The 19,926-nt window shown below is 64.8% G+C and carries 19 protein-coding genes; 7 read left to right on the plus strand and 12 right to left on the minus strand.

From position 1 onward, the window contains the following. Positions 1-90: 90 nt before the first annotated feature. From KVY23_RS09065 to KVY23_RS09075, 3 genes are read right to left on the minus strand one after another with little or no spacing between them, the layout of a single operon-like run. Positions 91-1,677: an ABC transporter permease gene (locus KVY23_RS09065; RefSeq protein WP_230556151.1), complete on the minus strand. Its 1,587-nt coding sequence runs from the start codon at positions 1,675-1,677 to the stop codon at positions 91-93. After that, a complete protein-coding gene (locus tag KVY23_RS09070; protein ID WP_230556152.1) occupies positions 1,674-2,552 on the minus strand; it encodes an ABC transporter ATP-binding protein in 879 nt (292 codons plus the stop codon). The genes KVY23_RS09065 and KVY23_RS09070 overlap by 4 nt, the downstream gene beginning before the upstream one ends. Continuing rightward, positions 2,549-3,178: a TetR/AcrR family transcriptional regulator gene (locus KVY23_RS09075; protein WP_206511014.1), complete on the minus strand. Its 630-nt coding sequence runs from the start codon at positions 3,176-3,178 to the stop codon at positions 2,549-2,551. The genes KVY23_RS09070 and KVY23_RS09075 overlap by 4 nt, the downstream gene beginning before the upstream one ends. A 65-nt stretch (positions 3,179-3,243) precedes the next feature. On the opposite strand from KVY23_RS09075, the gene KVY23_RS09080 reads away from it, so the two are divergent. Together KVY23_RS09080 and KVY23_RS09085 are read left to right on the plus strand one after the other, a co-directional pair. Next, positions 3,244-5,214, plus strand: coding sequence for a M13 family metallopeptidase (locus tag KVY23_RS09080; RefSeq protein ID WP_371829848.1), 1,971 nt, complete (start codon positions 3,244-3,246; stop codon positions 5,212-5,214). A 24-nt stretch (positions 5,215-5,238) separates the two neighbouring features. Then, complete coding sequence (locus tag KVY23_RS09085; RefSeq protein WP_230556154.1) at positions 5,239-6,549, plus strand: cytochrome P450; 1,311 nt, start codon at positions 5,239-5,241, stop codon at positions 6,547-6,549. Here the strand turns inward: KVY23_RS09085 and KVY23_RS09090 are convergent. From KVY23_RS09090 to KVY23_RS09120, 7 genes are all read right to left on the minus strand, one after another. Further along, on the minus strand, positions 6,530-7,612 hold the full coding sequence (locus KVY23_RS09090) for an ABC transporter ATP-binding protein (RefSeq protein ID WP_206511017.1): 1,083 nt from the start codon (positions 7,610-7,612) through the stop codon (positions 6,530-6,532). The genes KVY23_RS09085 and KVY23_RS09090 overlap by 20 nt on opposite strands. Next, positions 7,612-8,937 (minus strand): ABC transporter substrate-binding protein, encoded by a 1,326-nt coding sequence (locus KVY23_RS09095; RefSeq protein ID WP_206511018.1) that lies wholly within the window; start codon positions 8,935-8,937, stop codon positions 7,612-7,614. The genes KVY23_RS09090 and KVY23_RS09095 overlap by 1 nt, the downstream gene beginning before the upstream one ends. A gap of 25 nt (positions 8,938-8,962) precedes the next feature. Continuing rightward, positions 8,963-9,856 (minus strand): carbohydrate ABC transporter permease, encoded by an 894-nt coding sequence (locus KVY23_RS09100; RefSeq protein ID WP_075837825.1) that lies wholly within the window; start codon positions 9,854-9,856, stop codon positions 8,963-8,965. Continuing rightward, positions 9,853-10,782 (minus strand): carbohydrate ABC transporter permease, encoded by a 930-nt coding sequence (locus KVY23_RS09105; RefSeq protein ID WP_187346688.1) that lies wholly within the window; start codon positions 10,780-10,782, stop codon positions 9,853-9,855. Before KVY23_RS09105 ends, KVY23_RS09100 begins: the two co-directional genes overlap by 4 nt. 138 nt (positions 10,783-10,920) lie before the next feature. Continuing rightward, positions 10,921-11,844 (minus strand): Ig-like domain-containing protein, encoded by a 924-nt coding sequence (locus KVY23_RS09110; RefSeq protein WP_075837889.1) that lies wholly within the window; start codon positions 11,842-11,844, stop codon positions 10,921-10,923. Positions 11,845-12,007: 163 nt separating this feature from the next. Then, positions 12,008-12,598: an HdeD family acid-resistance protein gene (locus KVY23_RS09115; protein WP_075837827.1), complete on the minus strand. Its 591-nt coding sequence runs from the start codon at positions 12,596-12,598 to the stop codon at positions 12,008-12,010. A gap of 30 nt (positions 12,599-12,628) precedes the next feature. Beyond that, positions 12,629-13,168 (minus strand): DUF6764 family protein, encoded by a 540-nt coding sequence (locus KVY23_RS09120; protein WP_083667317.1) that lies wholly within the window; start codon positions 13,166-13,168, stop codon positions 12,629-12,631. Between the two features lie 252 nt (positions 13,169-13,420). Between KVY23_RS09120 and KVY23_RS09125 the strand changes: the two genes are divergently transcribed. The 5 genes from KVY23_RS09125 to KVY23_RS09145 are packed head-to-tail and all read left to right on the plus strand — an operon-like array spanning position 13,421 to position 17,795. Next, complete coding sequence (locus tag KVY23_RS09125) at positions 13,421-14,119, plus strand: glycosyltransferase family 2 protein (RefSeq protein ID WP_230556155.1); 699 nt, start codon at positions 13,421-13,423, stop codon at positions 14,117-14,119. 29 nt (positions 14,120-14,148) lie between these two features. Then, positions 14,149-15,105: an acyl-CoA dehydrogenase family protein gene (locus KVY23_RS09130; RefSeq protein WP_230556272.1), complete on the plus strand. Its 957-nt coding sequence runs from the start codon at positions 14,149-14,151 to the stop codon at positions 15,103-15,105. Next, positions 15,099-15,875: a PIG-L deacetylase family protein gene (locus tag KVY23_RS09135; protein WP_230556156.1), complete on the plus strand. Its 777-nt coding sequence runs from the start codon at positions 15,099-15,101 to the stop codon at positions 15,873-15,875. Before KVY23_RS09130 ends, KVY23_RS09135 begins: the two co-directional genes overlap by 7 nt. Positions 15,876-15,885: 10 nt before the next feature. After that, positions 15,886-16,503 (plus strand): SAM-dependent methyltransferase, encoded by a 618-nt coding sequence (locus tag KVY23_RS09140; RefSeq protein WP_230556157.1) that lies wholly within the window; start codon positions 15,886-15,888, stop codon positions 16,501-16,503. Beyond that, positions 16,500-17,795 (plus strand): EAL domain-containing protein, encoded by a 1,296-nt coding sequence (locus KVY23_RS09145; RefSeq protein WP_230556158.1) that lies wholly within the window; start codon positions 16,500-16,502, stop codon positions 17,793-17,795. Before KVY23_RS09140 ends, KVY23_RS09145 begins: the two co-directional genes overlap by 4 nt. Here the strand turns inward: KVY23_RS09145 and KVY23_RS09150 are convergent. Together KVY23_RS09150 and KVY23_RS09155 are read right to left on the minus strand one after the other, a co-directional pair. Then, positions 17,792-18,457 (minus strand): GAF and ANTAR domain-containing protein, encoded by a 666-nt coding sequence (locus tag KVY23_RS09150; protein WP_206511143.1) that lies wholly within the window; start codon positions 18,455-18,457, stop codon positions 17,792-17,794. The two genes, KVY23_RS09145 and KVY23_RS09150, sit on opposite strands and share 4 nt — an antisense overlap. 221 nt (positions 18,458-18,678) lie before the next feature. After that, complete coding sequence (locus KVY23_RS09155) at positions 18,679-19,704, minus strand: putative zinc-binding metallopeptidase (RefSeq protein WP_230556159.1); 1,026 nt, start codon at positions 19,702-19,704, stop codon at positions 18,679-18,681. Between the last annotated feature and the right edge of the window lie 222 nt (positions 19,705-19,926).

The raw sequence follows: 19,926 nt of genomic DNA on the forward strand, positions 1-19,926 counted from the left end.
GCGCCTTTCCTACGCGTGAATTGCCACGGCAACCCGAAGCGCGACCAAACCTCACGGTCGGGTTGTCGTGGCCATGCTAACCGACAGCGGTCAGCTTCGAAGGTCTCGCCGTCGAAACCCGGCTGCGCCCACCACGCACCCCAGCGCCGCGATGGCCATCAGAACCAGCAACGGCGTCGGCGCAAGCGATCCGCCCGGCAAGTGCGGTAGGTGCGTGAACGGCGACAGGTCGAGCCAGATCTGAGGCAGACCCATGACCGCGCCGACCTGACCCAGCATCACACACGCGGCGAGCACGCCCCACACCATCGGCGCATACTGCGGGAGCAGCCCGAACAAGAGAACTCCCGTCGCGGTGAACACCCACACTGCAGGAATCTGAACCAGCGCGCCACCGAGTACACCCGGCAGAACCGAGCCGATGTCTCCGACGGCCAAGCCGTACGGGATACCGGCCGCAAGACCCACCACCAGCATCGCCGACGCCGGGCCGGCGGTGGCCCAGAGCAGATGGCTCCCCAGCCACCGGGAGCGGCTCACGCCCGTGGCCAACACGGGCTCGGCGAGCGATGCCTCCTCCTCGGCGTGAGCTCGCAGGATGGCCGAGATCGAGTACGCGGCAGCCCCGATGCCGAGCAGGCTGATCGAGCTCGCCAGGTAGGACTCGACCAGCGTCGTTCCACCGAATGTGCTCAATATGTCCGACACGGCTTCACTACCCCCGAGTTGCCCGCCGACGCTGTCGGCCGCCGCCCCGAGTACCAGCGCAGTCACCCCGAGGCCGATGGTCCAGGCCAGGAACGAACCGCGGTGGGTACGCCAGGCGAGACCGAACACTCCACCGAGCGACACCGAGGCGTACGCGGGTCCGAGGCGTTCCGCGACGAGTCCGGACCCGAGGTCGCGTCGTGCGGCGAGAGCGAACGCCAGTGAGATGAACATCGCCGACGCGGCGGCCGAGAGCACGAGAACCCACCATCGCTCGTCGGCGAACGGCCTCAGCTGCGCCGACCACCCGATGGGCGAGAACCAGGACAGCATCGAGTACCCGGTGGAGGACACGGCGTCGCCGATTGCCCTGAGCACGAAGGCACCCGCCAAAACAGCCAACGCGTATCCGCGCGCGCTGCGTGCTCCCGACCCCAGCTGGGCAGTGACGGCGGCGATACCGGCGAACACCGTCCCAGCGGCAAGGATCGACAGCCCGAATGCGATGCTCCCCGCCGCCGCCAGCCCGAAGGCCATGAGAGTGACCGCACCGAGGACCGAGGTGATCACCGTCCCGCCGACGGCGACGACGAGCGCGGCAGCGAGGCCGGCGCTGCGCCCGACTGCGGTCGAGCCCACCAACTCGGTCCGCCCAGCGTCTTCCTCGACTCGCGTGTGACGGATGACGGTCAGGATCACGGCGAGGGGAACGATCGTCAGCAAGACGCCCGAACGCCAGGTGACGAGTGCGCCGAGGTCGCTGCCGAAGATGGGCCCGACCATGGCCAGTTGGGCCGGGATCTGGCTCGTCGCCGCGTAGAAGCTCTCACGTTGCTGGTCGGTGGCGTAGAGACCGTCGAAACTCACTGCGTACAGCAGCGGAAGCAGGCCGATCACCACAACCCACAGGGGAAGGACTACGCGATCCTTGCGGAGGTAAAGGCGTACCAGTCCGAGTGTGCCGGTCATGTCGGGCTCGCGTAATACTTCAGGAACAGATCCTCGAGCGTCGGCGGCGCGCTGACGAGACTGTTGATGCCGGCGGCGGCGAGCATGTTCATCAGTCGCGGCAGCTCGGCCCGCTCGACGCGGCAGGTGATGGTGTTTCCGACGACGGTGGTCTCCCCAGGCAGCGTGGACACATCCACCGAAACACGCTCGACCTCGGCGGTGACTGTGGTGTACGTCAGATGTCGCATCTGCGAGATCGCGCCGGACTCGACGGCCCGGCCCTCACGCACCACCGTGACCCGCTCGCAGAGCCTATCGACCTCCGACAGGATGTGCGAGGACAGCAACACGGTCGTTCCGCGCGCCGCGGCGTCGGTGACGCAGGCCGAGAAGACGTGCTCCTTCAGAGGGTCGAGTCCCGAGGTCGGCTCGTCGAGCAGAAGCAGTTCGGCGTTGGACGACAGCGCGGAGATCAACGCGACTTTCTGACGATTGCCCTTCGAGTAGGTGCGGGCCTTCTTGCGCGGGTCGAGCGAGAACCGCTCGATCAACTCGTCGCGTCTGCCGGTGTCGATCCCCCCGCGCATGCGTCCGAGGAGATCGATGACCTCGCCACCGGTCAACGACGGCCACAGGGTGACATCGCCTGGTACGTAGGCCAGCCGCCGATGCAGTGCGACGGCATCGTTCCACGGGTCTGCACCGAGCATTTCGATCCGGCCGGACGTGGCTTTGATGAGCCCGAGCAGAATGCGAAGCGTCGTCGACTTTCCTGCGCCATTCGGACCGAGGAAGCCGTGTATCTCACCTGCTTCGACGGTCAGGTCCAGTCTGTCGAGGGCGGTGAGCTGGCCGAACTTTTTCGTCAGTCCCCGGATCTCTATGGCGCTCATGTCGTCTCCCGGTGGTGAAGGTAGGCGGTGAGGGTGGCGTCGTCGGTGAACAGTCCTTCGGTGTAGAGCTCGAGGGCGGGGAGGGTGATGCTCTCGGCCAGATCACGCAGCGCGCTCTTGAAGTCGGTGCCCCCCGGAGCCATGCGCATGTGCAGAAGCATTCCGCCGACGTTCTGCTGCGTCAGGAATTTTGCGCGCGCCCGAGGGTCACGGCTGGGCTTCAGGCGTCCGTTGGCGACGCCTTCTTCCAGGTAGGCGGCGGTGTCGTCGACCATGTTCTCGAACATCTGTTTCGCGAACGTGCCTCCTGTGGTGAAGCTTTGAGCGATATAGGCGACGTACGGCGCGTACTCGTCGATCTCGGCCAGTTGCGCGATGGTCCCGGCGGGAGAGGCGGACATGGCGCCTGATTTGCTCTCGCGCACCACGTCGAGGACGTATCCGTCGCACACCTGCCGTAGGCCGTTCTTGGAACCGAAGTGATGGTTGACCAGCCCTGGCGATACACCTGCTGCGGTGGCGATGGCGCGCACTCCGGTGGCGAATCCGTCCCGGCCGAACACTTCGATCGCGGCGTCGCGTATACGAGCCCGCGTTGTTTGATCGTCCACCCTGATCGAACGCATGAACAAGATACTAAACAGTTGTTCAATGCCTGACAAGAACCCCGATGTCGCACCGGGGTGTAAAGATGGAATGCATGACAGCATTGGACTCGGAACGGGCGAAATCAGGCATCGACCTCAGCCACCGCGACGAGGGCACGCGCGCACAGGACGACCTGTTCGTCCACGTCAACGGCAAGTGGTTGGACGAGTACGCCATCCCCGCCGACCGCGCCGTGGACGGCGCTTTCCGCACGTTGTACGACAAGGCCGAGGAAGATGTCCGGGAGATAATCCAGGAGGCGGCGGCGTCGAAACCGCCGGTCGGCACCGATGCGCAGAAGATCGGTGACCTCTACTCGAGCTTCCTCGACACCGACGCCGTCGAGGAAGCCGCCTTGACGCCCATCGCCGGCGAGTTGGCTGCCGTCGCCGACGCGGCCGACCTGGCCACCCTCGCCGAGGTCCTCGGCTCGCTGCAGCGCACCGGCGTCAGTGGCGCCATCGCGCACTACGTAGACACCGACGCCAAGGATTCCTCCCGCTATCTGGTGCATTTCTCCCAGTCCGGCATCGGTCTGCCGGACGAGTCCTACTACCGCGAGGAGGGATACGCGGAGATACGCGAGGCCTACATCGCCCACATCGCCGCGATGTTCTCGCTCGCCGAACTACCGTACGACGCGCAGCGCGTGTTCGACCTCGAGCGCAAGCTCGCCGCCGGCCATTGGGACGTGGTCGCTCGACGGGACGCCGAGAAGAGCTACAACCTCACCGAGTTCGACACGCTCGCATCCGGTTTCGATTGGCAACCATGGATTTCCGGGTTGGCCGGCACCACCGAGCAATTCGCGGAGATCGTGGTTCGTCAACCTCCGTTCATCAGTACTTTCACGGACCTGTGGATCTCGGAGGACATCGCAGACTGGAAGGCCTGGCTCACCTGGCGCGTGCTGCACAGCCGCGCCCCCTATCTGTCGGCGGCTTTCGTGGACGAGAACTTCGCGTTCTACGGCGCCAAGCTCACCGGTACCGAGGAGAACCGCGAGCGGTGGAAGCGCGGGGTCACCCTGGTGCAGGACGTGTTGGGTGAGGTGGTCGGCAAGCTCTACGTCGAGCGCCACTTCCCCGCCGACTCCAAAGCACGGATGCAGGTCCTCGTCGCCAATCTGCAAGAGGCATACCGGCGCAACATCTCCTCCCTCGAATGGATGAGCCCGCAAACACGCCAGAAGGCGCTGGACAAGCTCGACAAGTTCACCCCCAAGATCGGCTACCCGGACCGCTGGCGTGACTACTCCGCCGTCGAGATCGACGCAGGCGACCTCGTCGGCAACTATCGACGCGGATACGCCGCCGACTATCAGCGCGATCTCGACAAGCTCGGCGGTCCCGTCGACCGCGACGAATGGTTCATGACGCCGCAGACGGTCAACGCCTACTACAACCCAGGCATGAACGAAATCGTCTTCCCCGCAGCCATTCTGCAGCCACCGTTCTTCGACGCCGAGGCCGACGACGCCGCGAACTACGGCGGTATCGGTGCCGTCATCGGCCACGAGATCGGCCACGGGTTCGACGATCAGGGCGCCAAGTACGACGGCGACGGCAACATGGTGGATTGGTGGACCGACTCCGACCGCGCCGAGTTCGGCACGCGCACCGCCGCGCTGATCGATCAGTACAACAAGTTCGAACCGATGGCTCTGCCCGGACATCACGTCAACGGTGAGTTCACCATCGGAGAGAACATCGGCGACCTCGGCGGACTGTCCATCGCCGTCACCGCGTACGAGATCGCACTCGGCGGAGAGCCTGCCCCGGTGCTGGACGGCCTCACCGGGCTGCAGCGGGTGTTCTTCGGCTGGTCGCAGGTATGGCGCACCAAGGCTCGCGACGAGGAGGCAATCCGCCGCCTCGCAGTGGACCCGCACTCGCCGCCAGAATTCCGCTGCAACGGGGTAGTGCGCAATCTGGACAGTTTTCACGAAGCGTTCGATGTCCGACCCGGAGATGGGTTGTACTTGGAACCGGACCAGCGCGTCAAGATCTGGTAGCTCGACAAAACAAGGGGTGGGGAAATGAAGGCACGGATCAGGTGGATCGCAGCACATGCGGTGGTGCGGTACGGAGCGAAGAAGGCCGCCCAGGCCGGTGACCCGCAGGCAATGTTGATCGCGGACCCGGAGACGCGCGCCAACCCGCGCCAGGTCTACGAACGGATACGGGCAACCGGGCCGCTGGTGAAGACACGCATCTCCAACATCACCGTCGACCACCAGCTGGTGCACGATCTACTGCGATCCGACGACTTCCGCGTCACCCAATTCGGTGGTGCCCTCCCCGCCCCGCTGCGCTACATCGAGAGCAAGACCAGATCCAAGGCGCTGCACCCGCTCAAGCCGCCGTCGCTGCTGTCGGTGGAACCACCCGAACACACTCGCTACCGCAAGCTCGTGTCCTCCGTCTTCACCCCCCGGGCGGTGGCCCGGATGCGCGAGATGGTCCAGGAGAAGGCCGACAGCCTGCTCGACGAGCTCACCGTGGGGGGCCGTGAGGTGGATATCGTCGACAGGTACTGCGCCCAACTGCCCGTCGCCGTCATCAGCACCATCCTCGGGGTCCCGGACAGCGAGCGCCAACGGGTGCTGGAATTCGGCGAGATGGCCGCGCCGAGCCTGGACATCGGACTGACCTGGGAACAGTTCAATCTCGTCGAAAAGGGCCTCGAACAGTTCGACGCCTGGCTCGCCGGTCACCTCGCCGAGCTTCGACGCAATCCCGGCGACGACCTGATGAGCCAACTCATCCGGGCGAAGGAGGATGGTGTCGGGCTGAACGACGAGGAACTGCGCGCCACCGCCGGCCTCGTCCTGGCTGCGGGGTTCGAGACCACCGTCAACCTCCTCGGTAGCGGTATCCGCCTGCTACTCGACCATCCCGATCAGCTGGAGGTTCTGCGCAACGAGCCCGAACACTGGCCGACTGCCGTCGAGGAGATGCTCCGCCTGGAGTCGCCGGTTCAGCTGACGGCGCGGGTGGCCAAACATGCCATGACGGTCGAGGGTGTGCCGCTGAAGGAAGGCGAGCTCGTACTCCTCGTCCTCGCCGGCGCCAACCGGGACCCAGAGGTGTTCGAGGACCCGTACCGATTCGACGTCACCCGCCAGAACGCAAACAAGCACCTTTCGTTCTCCGGCGGACGCCACTACTGCCTCGGCGCGGCACTGGCGAAAGCCGAAACCGAAGTGGGACTGAAGACTTTGTTCGACCGATTCCCCCACCTGCAATCCGCAGGTGAGGGAATCCGCCGCGACACCCGAGTCCTGCACGGCTGGGCGTCGCTGCCCGTCGACCTCGGGCAACCGGCGGCTACAGGCGCGCCCCGGTAGTACTCGAAAAGAAGAACACCTCGTCGAGGGTGGGGACCAGTCGAAGGGTCTGGGCGAGACCGAGTGCACGTTTGCGGTCCACCCGGACCGCAAGGCGACCCGATCCGGTCGTCCAATCGGCGCCCGGGGCGGGTGTGCCGTAAACGAAGGACTCGGCACCGAGTTCCTCGATCAGCTCCACCGTGACGGCAACCGAGCCGACTGAATCGTCGGCCGGTTCCCGCAAGGTCCACGACTCGGGCCGTATACCGACGGTGACCCGCGCATCCGACGTGGGGGCCGGGATGCGAACGTCGCCGATGACAGCTGCACCGTCGATGACCGGGGCGTCGATCAAGTTCATCCCCGGCGACCCGATGAACCCTGCCACGAACGTGTTGACCGGGTTGTCGTACAACTCGCGCGGCGACGCGATCTGCTGCAGCTTGCCGGACTCGAGTACGGCGACACGATCTCCCATGGTCATGGCCTCGACCTGGTCGTGGGTTACATACACCGTCGTCGTGCCGAGCCGCTTCTGCAGTCCGGCGATCTGCGCTCTCGTCGAGACGCGGAGCTTCGCGTCGAGATTGGACAGCGGCTCGTCCATGCAGAACACCTTGGGTTGGCGCACGATCGCCCGCCCCATCGCAACACGCTGCCGCTGTCCACCGGACAGCTTGCCCGGCTTGCGATCGAGCAGCGGTTCGAGCTCGAGCATCTTCGCTGCATCCAACACCCGAGCTGCAGTGTCGGACTTGCTCATTCCGGCGTTCCGCAATGCAAAACCCATGTTGTCCCCGACGGTCATGTTGGGGTACAGCGCATAGCTCTGGAACACCATTGCCACGTCACGTTCTCGCGGCGCGAGTTCGGTGACATCGACGCCGCCGATATCGATGCGTCCGCTCTCCACGGCTTCGAGGCCCGCGAGCATTCGCAGCGACGTCGACTTCCCGCACCCCGACGGCCCGACCAGCACGATGAACTCGCCGTCGGCGATGTCGAGATCGAGCGTGTCGACGGCGAGCGCATCGGACCCCGGGTAGCGGTGCGAGACACCCGAATAGTGAACGGCCGCCATTACGAGGGGAGGTTCGGGGTGATCTGGCGGTCGATGATCTGCTGGAGCTGATCTGCAACTCCGGCGAATGTGGTTGCCACGTCTGCGTTCTGCAGCGCGATCTGCTCGAGGCCGGTGCCGATGATCTTGTCCCCACCGGGAACGAACACACGGGCGTAGTCCTGCGAGCGTGTCACCGCCAGCTGATCGACGGCGGTCTTCGCGTTCGGGTTGGCCTCGAGGAAGGCGATCTCGCTCGGATCCTCCTGTGCCGACTTGCGGACCGGCATGTAGCCGGTGTTCTGCGAGAAGTACGCGGTATTGCTGCCGTTGGTGATGAAGTCGATGAACTTGAGTGCGTTGACTTTTCGCTCCTCGGAGATCTTCGCGGGGATGGCGAGACCGGCGCCGCCCGTCGGGCATCCGGGCTTTCCTTCGGTTGCAGGCAGGAACGCGGTGCCGAACTCGAACGACGCGTTCTGCGTGATGGTCGACAGGTCGCCGGTGGAGGCGATGGTCGAGGCCAGAATTCCCGCACCGAAATCGTTGGCGATGTCCTGGGAGACGCCTGCGTACTTCTTGGTGTGAATCATGTTCTTGAGAAACTCGCCCGCGGCGATCGTGTTGGGGTCGTCGAACTTCAGCGTGAACTCGTCGGAGTAGGCGCCGCCGAATGTCCAGATCGGGCCCTCGAACGTCCACCCGAGATAGTCGACGGCATTGCCCCAGCCGTGCGCCAGCTTTCCGTTGCCGACGACGGCCTGGATGCGCGGGCCCCACTCGTCGAATTCCTGCCAGGTCGCCGGTCCGCGATCGGGCAGTCCCGCCTGCGCCCACACCTCTTTGTTGTAGTAGAACAGCGGAGTCGAGCGAGCGTACGGCAGTGCCCAGTGGTTGCCGTTCCAGTTGTAGTCGGCCAGAAGCGAATCGACGTAGTCACCCGAGTCGACACCAGCGGCCTCGAAGTGTCCGTCGAGGGGCTCGATGGCACCGGTGAGGGCGTAGTTGAACCACCAGACGTCCGAAAGCACCACGACGTCGGGCACATCGTTGCCCGAGAGTGCCGCATTGAACTTCTGCGAGACCTCCTCGTAGTTCTTACCACCGTCGATCAGATTTACTGTGAGACCAGGGTTCTCGGCCTGGAACCGGGCGATGAGCTCTTCCTCGAACGCCTGAGACTTGCCCGGGTGGTTCGACCAGAAGTTGATCGTGCTCGCGTCGCCCGATGCCTCGGATCCCGATGCCGACGAGCTCGAACCCGGACCGCTGCAGGCGGCCAGCGCCGCACCGGCAGCGACTGTGCCGGTCAGCGTGAGGAAGCCGCGACGAGTGAGGTGTGCCATGAGTGTTCTCCTAGAAGAAATCGAGTCAGCCTTTGACCGCACCGGAGGTGAGGCCCTTGATCATGTGACGTTGCAGGGCAAGAAATACGACGAGAATCGGCAGAATGGTCAGTACGGTCGCCGCCATGACGGCGCCCCAGTTGGTGTAGCCCTCGCTGTTCTGGAGCAGCGTCAAACCGACGGGGAGCGGTGCGACGGAGGAGTCGTCGGACATCAGGAACGGCCAGAGGTATTCGTTCCACTCGTTGACGATGGTGATGATCGCGAACGCCACCATCGTCGGCCCCGACAAAGGCAGCACCACGCGGAACAGCAACCGGAAGGGGCCCGCGCCGTCCATACGTGCGGCTTCGATGATCTCCGCAGGTATCGACAGGAAGTGGTTGCGCATCAGGAACGTCCCGAACGCGACGCCGGCGAGCGGAAGAATGATCCCCTGGAAAGAATTTCGCCAGCCCAGGTCGGAGATGAGCGAGTAGTTGGAGATGACGGTGATCTGGTTGGGCACCATCAACGCCGCGATGATAACCAGAAAGACGATGTTCTTACCGGGGAACCGCAGGAACACCAGGCCGTAGGCGCTGAACACACCGAGAGCGAACTTGATGACAGCCAGCACGCCCGTGATGATGATCGAGTTGCGCATGTAGGTGAAGAACGGAACCTCCGTCGTCGCCTCGGAGTAGTTCTGAGGATGGAAAACCCCCGGCCACCACGTGACCGGCTGGACGTAGATGTCGCCGCGCTCCTTGAAGGACGTAATGAGAATCCAGAACAGCGGCAGACCGATCATGATCAGCACCAACACCATCGCGATGTAGCCGAACACGGTGGCCAGGCTGCGCTGACGCCCGGGATCCTTCGGACGAGTGCGCGAGGGCTCGGCAGTGTTCTGTTTACGAGTTTCGGTCAGTGTCATCGCGCATCGTCTCGATCCATCATGCGAACCTGCACCAGAGTGACGATCAGCAGGACCACGAAGAGAATCGTCGCCACCGTCGCCCCGTAGCCGGCCCGGAAGTTGCGGAACGTCTCCTCGTAGACCTGATAGACCATCGTCGTGGTGCCGTAGCCGAGCGGGCCGCCGCGCGTCATCACGTTGATGATGTCGAACACCTGCAACGAGTTGAGCAGCACGGTGATGGACAGGAAGAACGTGGTCGGACGCAGTTGCGGCAGCAGCACTTTACGGAAGGTGGTCCACTTTCCTGCGCGGTCGATCTCGGCTGCTTCCATCAACTCCTTGCGCACACCCTGCAGTGCGGCCAGGTAGATGACGAAGGTGTACCCGAGGTTCTTCCACAGGTAAGTCACCGTGATCATCAGCAGCGCCCAGTCGGGATCCTGGTAGAAGTCCGGTGAAGTCAGCCCGACGCGCTGCAGCAGATCCTGGACCAGCCCGAAGTTCGGGTCGAACACGAACTGGAACGCGATACCGATCGCGGCACCGGAGATGACGAAGGGTGCAAACACCGCAGACCGGACGAAGTTGCGGCCCCGTAGCTTTCGGTCGAGAAGCATGGCCAGGATGAGCCCCAACACAAGGCTGCCGACGACGGCGGCGATGGTGAAGATGACCGTGTTGGATACGACGACCCACGTGTCGTCGCGAGAGAGCCATTCGCGATAGTTCCCGAACCCGATGAAAGTTGCTGTAGGCGAAGAGAGATTCCAGTCGTAGAACGAGAACTGGACATTCTCCACGAGAGGCCGGTAAGTGAACACCGCCAGCAGAGCCAGGTTCGGCCCGAGGAGGATCAGGAAGAGCGCGTAGTCACTCCACGGCCTGCCGAAGAATCTCCTCCGGCCCGCTGTGGGCAGCACTCGTTCCGTCGATGTCGTCACCGCGGGGACTGTGCTCACCCGCGGCGAACGTGCGGTGAACTAGACCCCAACCCCTAAGAAAATTGAAACCAAAACCTTGCTATGTGAGCGGAAATACGTGCCCCACTATGCATTTCCGCGCACATGCGGCGAAGCCGCCTAACGGTTCCAGTCACCCAATCCGTCGGCGCCGCTGAGGGTTCCGCCTGCGGTATTGACCACCACAACAGGATCGCCCTTGCGTGCGTTCTCGTAGAACCACTTGCCGTCCTCGGTACTGACGTTGAGGCAACCGTGGCTGACGTTCGCATAGCCCTGCGAGCCGACGGACCACGGCGCGGCGTGCAGGAAGATGCCGCTGTAGGACATCCGTGTCGCGTACTCGACGTACGTGCGGTAGCCCTCGGGCGCATCGACAGGAACGCCGTACGTGGACGAATCCATGTACATTTCCCGGACCCGCTCGCCGACGATGTACGTGCCGTTGGGGGTTTCGTACCCCGGCTTGCCGAACGAGGTCGGCATGGTGCGCACCACCTCGCCGTTGCGGGTGACGGTGATGGTCTTGGTCGCGTCGTCGGCGGTGGTGATCAAGGAGTCGCCGGTGGAGAAATCGGCGCGCGCACCGCCTGCGGCGACGGTGACCTGGGTGTGCGCCGGGTAGAACTCGTTCGGCAGCCAACGCACCTGGGTGTCGTTGATCCAGTAGAAGTGACCGTCCACCTTCGGCGTCGTGGTGATCTCGATCGCTGCTTCGGCAGCCGCACGATCACCGATGGTGTCGGAGAAGGAAATCTTGATGGGCTGCGCGACGCCGACGATCTCGCCCCCGTTGGGTGTGATCGACGGATCGGCGAACGGCGCGGGCATCAGGCGCTGCATCTGCGGCTCCGGTGCCGGAACGGGCAGGGCAGGGATCGTTGGAACCGCGGGGGCGGAGGAACCGAGACCCGGCACATCGGGGCCGCCTGGCCACAGCGGCGCGGCCTGAGCCGGAGCAATGACGACAGCGGCGCCGAAAGCGGCGATCATCGTCGCTGCGGTCAGTCGCCCTACCAGTCGACGCGGTGAACGAGGTGCCATGACCATCGGATCCATCCTTCTTCTGCAATAGTTCATCTGCATAGTCCTGCTGCACGGTCCTCAACCTCGGACGAGGTTGAGGACCCTGTGATCAGTGCAGCCGAAACCAGCTGTCATTAACACACACCACTGCTGAACATAGCGAATCGATCAGAAGTCGCGGTCAGAGCACGCCTGCCTTTTTCGCCTCCGAACGTACCGTGAACGCGGACACGACGAGCACCAGTCCGAACAGCAACGCGAACACGCCGATGAGCCAGACGATGCTCAGAATTCCGCTGACCGGGAAGAACACGAGCACGAGCCCGAACACGAGCTCGAGCAGGCCCGCGACGAGGAGCATCACCCAGTGCGAGGCGCCGCCGACGGAGCGCAGGCGCAGCGCACCGACGATTTCGAGCAGGCCGCCCAACACGGCCCAGATTCCGATGACGAAGACGGCCGCAAGAGCGGTGATCTCGGGCCAGACGAAGGCGACGATGCCAGCGCCGAGAGAGACGATTCCGCCGAGTAGCCACCACACCCAACCGGAGTCGACCTTGCGCGCCTGGATCGATCGAACGATCGCAGAGATACCGTCGACGACGGCATAGGCACCGAAGACGAGGACGAGCGCCCAGACGGTGACCGAGGGCCACGCCAAAGCGACGATGCCGAACACAATGGCGAAGACGCCGCGCAACAGCACCGCCCACCAGAGGTCTTTGCCGATGCGCAGCAGCGCATCCTCGCTGCTGGAGAATTGTGAGGTCATCGCCTGTACCCACTTTTCTTCGATGTGTGATCAGGGCAGGGCTATGCGTGTGCTCCAGCTGTTGATTCCATCGGACAGACATACCTGCCCAGTAGTGAGATTGACGGCCATTCCCATACCGGCATCGCAGCGGACGCCCTCGTCGACGGTGCCGACGAACGTCTGTCCACGAGTCATCGACATCGCCACCGCGATCGCGCCCGGATCGGCCGAGATGATCGACACCGAGTCCGCGCCCAGCGATACTGCTCCGACCCCGCCGGATTCAGTCTCGGCTGCCGCGACCCCACCTGCCTGAGCGAGGCTCACAGCCGTTCCACCGAGGACCGCCCGCGAGAACGCAACACCGTCCAGCGCGCGAGAGATGGCCCGGGAGGCTTCGTCGGCGCGGACGCCGCACGCGCCGGAACCGTCCACCGCGATGGATTCGGCTCCTGCGGGCGCCGCACAGTTCAGCTCTGCCGCACTCGCCGTCCCCGGCGACATCGCCGCCGTACACAGACCGACCGCAGCCGCGGCCATCGCCAGCGGGGTCTTGCGCCTGATGCCGCGCGTACCGAATGTGCTCACGCCGTGCCCTCCCGAGTCGAGCAGTGCAGTCGCAGGCCACCTCGACGATGGCGATGTTTGGATTGTGCCATTGTGGGGCATCACATGCCGGGTTCATCAACCACTTGTTCACCCCCTGTATATCCCGTCGAGCCACCGGCGGCCGGAACATTCGCCGATTCGGTTGCGAAAACGATGCACTCCTGACGCCGACACACCACGGTCTGGAGTTTTGCAGCCAGCTGATCAGGCCCCGCGGAAGTTGGACGTGCAGTGAACGAATCGCAGTCGGGTATCGAACGCGCAGTCGTCGTGGTACCTGTTCACAACGAGGAGCCGCTGCTCAGCAGCTGTCTGTCGGCAATCGCGAACGCGATGACGCAGGCTCCTGTGCCCACCGAACTGATCATTGCGCTCGACGCGTGTACCGATGCCTCCGCCGATATCGCCTCTCGATGGGCGCAGGAGATCGGTGCTTCGATCATCGAACTGAATCGCCGCAATGTCGGCGCCGCGCGGGCTGCGGGGTTCCGTTCCGCGGCACACGCGCCCAGAACATGGTTCGCGACGACCGATGCCGACAGTGTGGTTCGTCCCAATTGGCTCGTATCGCAGCTCGCGCACGCGCACCGCGGCGCACACGTCGTCGCCGGGACGGTCGTGGCCGAGTTCGATCCCGGCAACCAGGCGCTGAAAGTGGCGTACGAGGCCGACTATCGCAGCGTTGCCGGCCACGGTCACGTACACGGCGCCAATCTCGGGATGCGCGCCGACGCGTACTGGTGCGTGGGCGGCTTCGGTGCCGTGGCAAGCGACGAGGACGTCGACCTCGTCCGGCGTTTCGCCGACGCCACGATTCCGGTGCTGTACGCCGCGGATGCCCCGGTGACCACGTCGACGCGTTTCTTCGGTCGCGCGCCGAGCGGTTTCGCCGGGCATCTTCGTTCCCTCCACCTCGCGGCTGCCCAGTGACTCAGGCACCGAGGACTTCAGGACCGGGCATTCAGGCCGAGAATCTCACCGCTCGGCTGCTGAGCTGGATCAACGATGACGCGGCAGATCTCCCCTTGCCCGGCGCCGGGCGTACCGAGTCGCGCTGGAGGTCGTTGGCGGCGCTCGGCCGCGAGGACACGGTGCTCGGCCGACTCGCCGAGGCGCACGCCGATGCGGTGGCGATCCTCGCCGAACTGGGCGGCCCCGTCCCCACGGCCGGAAGGATCTGGGGCGTGTGGGCCGCGGAACCACCGTCACCGGTTCTCGAAGCCGAGTTCGGCGACGACGGCTGGGCGCTGACCGGCGTCAAACCTTGGTGTTCCGGGGCGAGCCTGTGCACCGCCGCATTGGTCACCGCACGGGTGGGAGATCAGTGGCAGATGTTCGCGGTGGATCTGACCCAGCACGCCTGCACGCCAATCCCCGACACCTGGCACGCCGTCGGCATGGCCAGAAGCGACTCGGGGACGGTTCGTTTCGACGGCGCCCGTGCCGTGCCCGTCGGCGACGCCGGTTCGTACGTTGCTCGCCCGGGTTTCTGGCACGGGGCGATAGGCGTGGCCGCGGTGTGGTTCGGGAGCGCCTGCGCCGTCGCGGATACGTTGCACACGGCTGCCAGGTCGGGTCGCGACGCCCATGCCATGGCGCATCTGGGTGCAGTTGCGGCAGCGCTGAGCGCCGCGTCGAGCGCACTGTCCACAGCTGCCGCCGAGATCGACGCCGACCCGACCGATTCTTGCGGATACGGACGCATCCGGGCGCGTACCGTGCGGGCAACCGTCGAACACGCTGCGACCGAGATCGTCGATCGTGTCGGACGCGCGCTCGGAGCGGCCCCGCTCTGCGCCAACGGCGAACACGCCCGTCGTGTCGCAGACTTGACCGTGTACCTGCGTCAGAGTCACGCCGAGCGTGATCTGGCAGCACTCGGTGAGGACATCTCGAAGGAGGACCACCCGTGGTAGCAAACAGCACAGATACAGGCACGATCGACACCGGCAAGATCGACACCGAAGAGCTGGGAACGCCGGAGTCCGAATGGGCTTGCTGGGACCATGTCTATCCCGCGCTGGACCTCAGCCGGTGCCGCGAGATGATCGTGGTGGCGCCGCACCCCGACGACGAGGTTCTCGGTGTCGGGGGCCTGATGGCCATGGCGGCAGCGACCGGCATCACCGTCACCGTCCTCGCTGTCACCGACGGTGGCGCATCGCATCCGGGTTCTCCCACCGTCACACCGGACCAACTCGTAGCCGAGCGTTCACGAGAGACGCGCCGCGCACTGAGCCAACTCGGACTCGATCTCGATCCCATCCGCCTCGGATTCGGCGACGGCGAGGTCTCCGCCCACGAGGAGGAGCTCACGCATGCCCTGACCGAATTCCTCTCCAACGAACCTGGGACGTGGTGCCTGTTGCCGTGGCGCGGTGACGGTCACCCCGATCACGAGGCCACCGCTCGCGCGTGCCTGACTGCGTCGGAGCGGCTCGGCATCACGGCCGTCGAGTACCCGGTGTGGATGTGGCACTGGGCTCGCCCCGGTGATTCTTCGGTGCCGTGGGACCGCGCGTTCGCCGTCGAACTCGGCTCCGACGTAACCGAGGCGAAACGACGCGCCGCCGCGCAGTTCGTCACCCAGACCACAGCGCTGTCCTCCGATCCGGCCGATCGTCCTGTTCTGCCCCCACACGTACTCGAGCGGCTGCTGCGGCCGTACGAGGTGGTGTTCGCGTGACGGTCTTCGGATGACACTTGGCAGGGAGTATTTCGAGAGCGTGTACGGCGAGAGTGCCGACCCGTTCCGTCTCGACGACAACTGGTACGAGGAGCGAAAGTACGCGCTCACCCTGGCCTCGTTACCGAAGCAGACGTATCGGCGAGCACTCGAACCCGGTTGCTCGATCGGCATCCTGACCGACAAGCTCGCGGCGCGCTGCCAATCGCTCGTCTCGACCGATATCGCCCCGGCGGCGCTCGCCGCTGCGCGCGCCCGCGTCGAGTCACCCCACGTGAGCTTCCTCGAATGGTCGCTGACCGACGAATGGACTGCGGTGTCGGCCGGCGGTGATTTCGATCTGATAGTCCTCAGCGAGGTCGGGTACTACCTGGACGAGGCCGACCTGCGCGCGGCGTCGACCGGGATCGTCGAGCATCTCGAGGATGGTGGCACGCTGATCGCTGTGCACTGGCGACATCCAGTGGCGGACTACCCGCAGACGGGCGACCGAGTCCACGCGGTGATCGGCGAAACCGATGGGCTCGTCCGAATTGCCGGGTACTCCGATGATGATGTGATACTCGAAGTGTTCGTGGCTTCGACTGGGGCAGTGGACTCGGTAGCGGGAATCGAGGGGTTGGTATGACTGGCGAGTCATCGACGCGCGCTCAGGGCAGCGGTGCGGGCGACGGTGCGGTCGGCGGCGGACTGGAATCGATCCTCGGCCCGAACAGCCTGCACACCGATTTTGCACCGATAGTCGACCTGCTGACCAACGAGGTCATCGGCTACGAGGCCAACGTCAGTGGTCCGGAGAACTCGGCATTTCGTGATCCGTCCGCGTTGGCATCTGCTGCCCGGGCCATGGAAATGACGGTCGATCTCGATCTCGTCCGCTGGGCAGGCGCCGTCGACGGTGCAGCCAAGATGGAGTCGGTGCAGGATCTCCCCCTGTTCATCGCCATCGACCCGGACACACTGCCGCATCTGCCCGATCGAGGCGCTCAGGGCAGCGGCAACGGAACCGGCACAGCCGTCCTGCAGCTCGACGAAACAGCGTTGATCCGCCGCCCCGCTCAGCTGCTGCGCGCCGTCGCCGACGTTCGCCGACTCGGCTGGGCGATCGCCGTCGACCATGTCGGTGTGCGCCCGGAGTCGCTCGCACTGCTCCCGCTGCTGGAACCGGACGTGGTCAAACTCGACCGTAGTCTCATCACCAGATCACCCGGCCGGTTCACCGCACGGGTGGTCAACGCCGTCGCCGCCTACACCGAGCGCACCGGGGCCATCGTCATGGCCGAGGGAATCGACACCGAGGAGGGTGTGAGCGTCGCGCTCGCACTCGGCGCCAGAGTCGGCCAGGGACGGTACTTCACCGAGCAGAACCCGACGCCGGTGAACTCCGCGGAACGTACGTCTCCGCTGAACTTTCGGACGTCACCCGATCGTGGTTCGATGCTGCGCACGTCGCCGTATCAGCTGGCGGTTGCCGGCCGGGACTCCAAGCCGTCGACGAAGCGCCTGCTGGTCGAGGTGAGCAAGGGTCTCGAATCGACGGCCGCGCAGAGCTTGCAGACTGCAGTGATCCTCGGTTCGTTCGAGCAGAGCAAACATTTCACCCCGCTCACCGCGCACCGCTGGGAGGTCATGGCGACACGGGCAGCGCTCGTCGGAGCTTTGGCCGTGGGCATGGATGCCGAGCCCGCGCCCCGGGTGCGGGGAGCGAACCTGGAGCCGAACGACCCGGTGCGCGACGAGTGGGTGGTTGTGGTGCTGTCTCCGCACTTTTCCGCGGTTCTGGCAGCGAAGGACCTGGGGGACACCGGGCCGGAGATGCAGCGACGCTTCTCGTACGTGCTCAGTCACGACCCCCAGTTGACGGTCGACTGCGCGCGCAGCCTGATGCTCAGGTTGCCCGTGGAAAGGACCGGGCTCTAGCGGCTCGCCTCACGTTCGGCGTCGGCGACGACCTGGTGGGCGATGTCCGCGAGCTTGATGTTCGACTCCTGTGACAGCTTCGCCAGCATCGCGAAGGCCGCCTGCGCGCCCAGCTTGTAGCGCTCCATCAGCATGCCCTTGGCCTGCCCGATGACATCGCGCGTGGTGAGCGCGGCACGTATCTGCTGCTCCTCTCGCGCCGAGGAGAACGCGATGGCTGCGTGCGCCGCGAACAGCGCCCCAATGGACTCGGCGTCCTCGCCGAACGCACGAACACCGGTGGAGTGCAGGTTGAGGGCGCCGAAGTTGAAGCCCTCGACGTAGAGCTGGAAGCAGATCATGCTCTTGACGCCTAGGCCCGAGGCCTCGGTCGCGAAGCGCGGCCACCGCAGGTCAGCGTCCATGTCGTCGATGCGAATGGTTCGCTGCTCGATCGCCGATTCCAGGCACGGACCCTCACCGAGCTGCCCCTGGATGGCGTCGCACTTGGCACCGAGGTCACCGGCTGCGGCCGCGCTGTGCACGTACTTGCCCTGCAGCACCGTGGTGATGCTGGCGTCCTCGGCTGCGGCCACGTTCAATACGGCGGACTCGGTGATGGCGGCGAGGGTGGCATCGAGATCGCTGTGTGCGCGGCGCAGTTCGCGGGCAACCGCAGCCATCCGCTGACTCAGGTCGGCATCGGGTTGCCTGGCCTGCGAGATTACGGGCGGCGGAGCCTCGGCCCTGATTCTCCGTTCAGCGAGTGCCTGATCACGCGTTCGATCGTCGACTGTTCGGTCACTGATGGGAACCACCTCCGCACGCTGTGCCGAAAGGACAGCTCGAACCACGACAATACCTCCATTGTGAGCGTGGCCAGAACGGACCGGCGACTCGAGGATCAGAGCGTGCTGGGTGCGATCAATCGATGAACGAATCGCATCTTGTCCATCACTGTCGGAGGAAGCACGAACGGGTACAGATCCTGATGGCCCATCGATCGATTGATCTGATTGAGCGCCCAGGACAGAGGCAACCACCATTCGATGATCTGGTCGAACCCGACGTCGCCCGGAAGCGGACTGTCCAGCGTCGATCCGGCCTGTGCCATGCCGAACGCGGCAGCGGTGTCGAGTGTGTCGCGAATGTGCAGGTAGTGCGCGAAGGTCTCGGCCCAGTCCTCCGCAGGATGCATCGTCGCGTACGAGGAGACGTAGTCGTCTTCCCAGTTCTCCGGTGCGCCCTCCTTGTAGTGCCGGTCGAGCGCGCCCTGGTAGTCGGTGTCCGGGTCGCCGAAGAGTTCCTCGAACCGTGCGCGATGTTCACCGGCACCGACCAGCACCATCTGGTAGTAGTGGCCGATCTCGTGACGGAAATGCCCGACGAGAGTGCGGTACGGCTCGGACATCGACACGCGAAGCTGTTCGCGGTGGACGTCGTCACCCTCGGCCAGGTCGAGCGTGATGAGCCCGTCGGCATGCCCTGTCAACACCTGCTCATCGGCGCTCGAGAGCAGGTCGAATGCCAGACCGGTTTGCGGGTCCTGGTCACGGCCGACGATCGGCAGGCCGAGCTCGGTCAGTTCGAGGACCACGCGCCGCTTGTTGGTTTCGGCTTCGGCGTAGGCCGCCATCGCGTCGAGGTCGTCGTCGGCGGGCCGGATGCGCGTGAGCTTGCACGAGGAGCAGAGCTCTTCGGCATCGGTCGTGTTCACCAACCAATTGCACCGGGCGATATGCAGGTTGGCGCACGTCCTCCATGTCGTGCCGTCGATGTCGACCTCGGCTGCTCCGTGATCGGCGCGGTCGGGCAATACCAGCAGCGATCGCGACGGCAGGTGAAAGCCCAAGGCGCTGTGACAACTGAGGCACAGCGAATTCTCGAACGACAACTTCTGACCGCACTTGCGGCAGATCAAGTCACGCATGATCCCGACTTTCGTTTTTTCCGACGATGGCACGTCGGCTCGGAGGCTGACCTCCGTGCATCAAATGCCCTGTTGCGAATATGACGGTAGCTCTGTACCCATAGCAGCGAATAGCTAACAGAAACGAATGATCGACACCACGACCACGATCGAGGGGATCTTCACACCGATGAGCACGCAGCTGTCCCCAGGAGCTCGATCGTTCCCAGGAACCACGTGATG

This window comes from Rhodococcus sp. I2R (assembly GCF_020889545.1).
GTDB lineage: Bacteria > Actinomycetota > Actinomycetes > Mycobacteriales > Mycobacteriaceae > Rhodococcoides.

Coding starts and splice junctions, on each gene's coding strand:
- KVY23_RS09065 (WP_230556151.1), bottom strand. CDS start 1,677: ATGACCGGCACACTCGGACTGGTACGCCTTTACCTCCGCAAGGATCGC.
- KVY23_RS09070 (WP_230556152.1), bottom strand. CDS start 2,552: ATGAGCGCCATAGAGATCCGGGGACTGACGAAAAAGTTCGGCCAGCTC.
- KVY23_RS09075 (WP_206511014.1), bottom strand. CDS start 3,178: ATGCGTTCGATCAGGGTGGACGATCAAACAACGCGGGCTCGTATACGC.
- KVY23_RS09080 (WP_371829848.1), top strand. CDS start 3,244: ATGGAATGCATGACAGCATTGGACTCGGAACGGGCGAAATCAGGCATC.
- KVY23_RS09085 (WP_230556154.1), top strand. CDS start 5,239: ATGAAGGCACGGATCAGGTGGATCGCAGCACATGCGGTGGTGCGGTAC.
- KVY23_RS09090 (WP_206511017.1), bottom strand. CDS start 7,612: ATGGCGGCCGTTCACTATTCGGGTGTCTCGCACCGCTACCCGGGGTCC.
- KVY23_RS09095 (WP_206511018.1), bottom strand. CDS start 8,937: ATGGCACACCTCACTCGTCGCGGCTTCCTCACGCTGACCGGCACAGTC.
- KVY23_RS09100 (WP_075837825.1), bottom strand. CDS start 9,856: ATGACACTGACCGAAACTCGTAAACAGAACACTGCCGAGCCCTCGCGC.
- KVY23_RS09110 (WP_075837889.1), bottom strand. CDS start 11,844: ATGGCACCTCGTTCACCGCGTCGACTGGTAGGGCGACTGACCGCAGCG.
- KVY23_RS09115 (WP_075837827.1), bottom strand. CDS start 12,598: ATGACCTCACAATTCTCCAGCAGCGAGGATGCGCTGCTGCGCATCGGC.
- KVY23_RS09140 (WP_230556157.1), top strand. CDS start 15,886: ATGACACTTGGCAGGGAGTATTTCGAGAGCGTGTACGGCGAGAGTGCC.
- KVY23_RS09145 (WP_230556158.1), top strand. CDS start 16,500: ATGACTGGCGAGTCATCGACGCGCGCTCAGGGCAGCGGTGCGGGCGAC.
- KVY23_RS09150 (WP_206511143.1), bottom strand. CDS start 18,457: ATGGCTGCGGTTGCCCGCGAACTGCGCCGCGCACACAGCGATCTCGAT.
- KVY23_RS09155 (WP_230556159.1), bottom strand. CDS start 19,704: ATGCGTGACTTGATCTGCCGCAAGTGCGGTCAGAAGTTGTCGTTCGAG.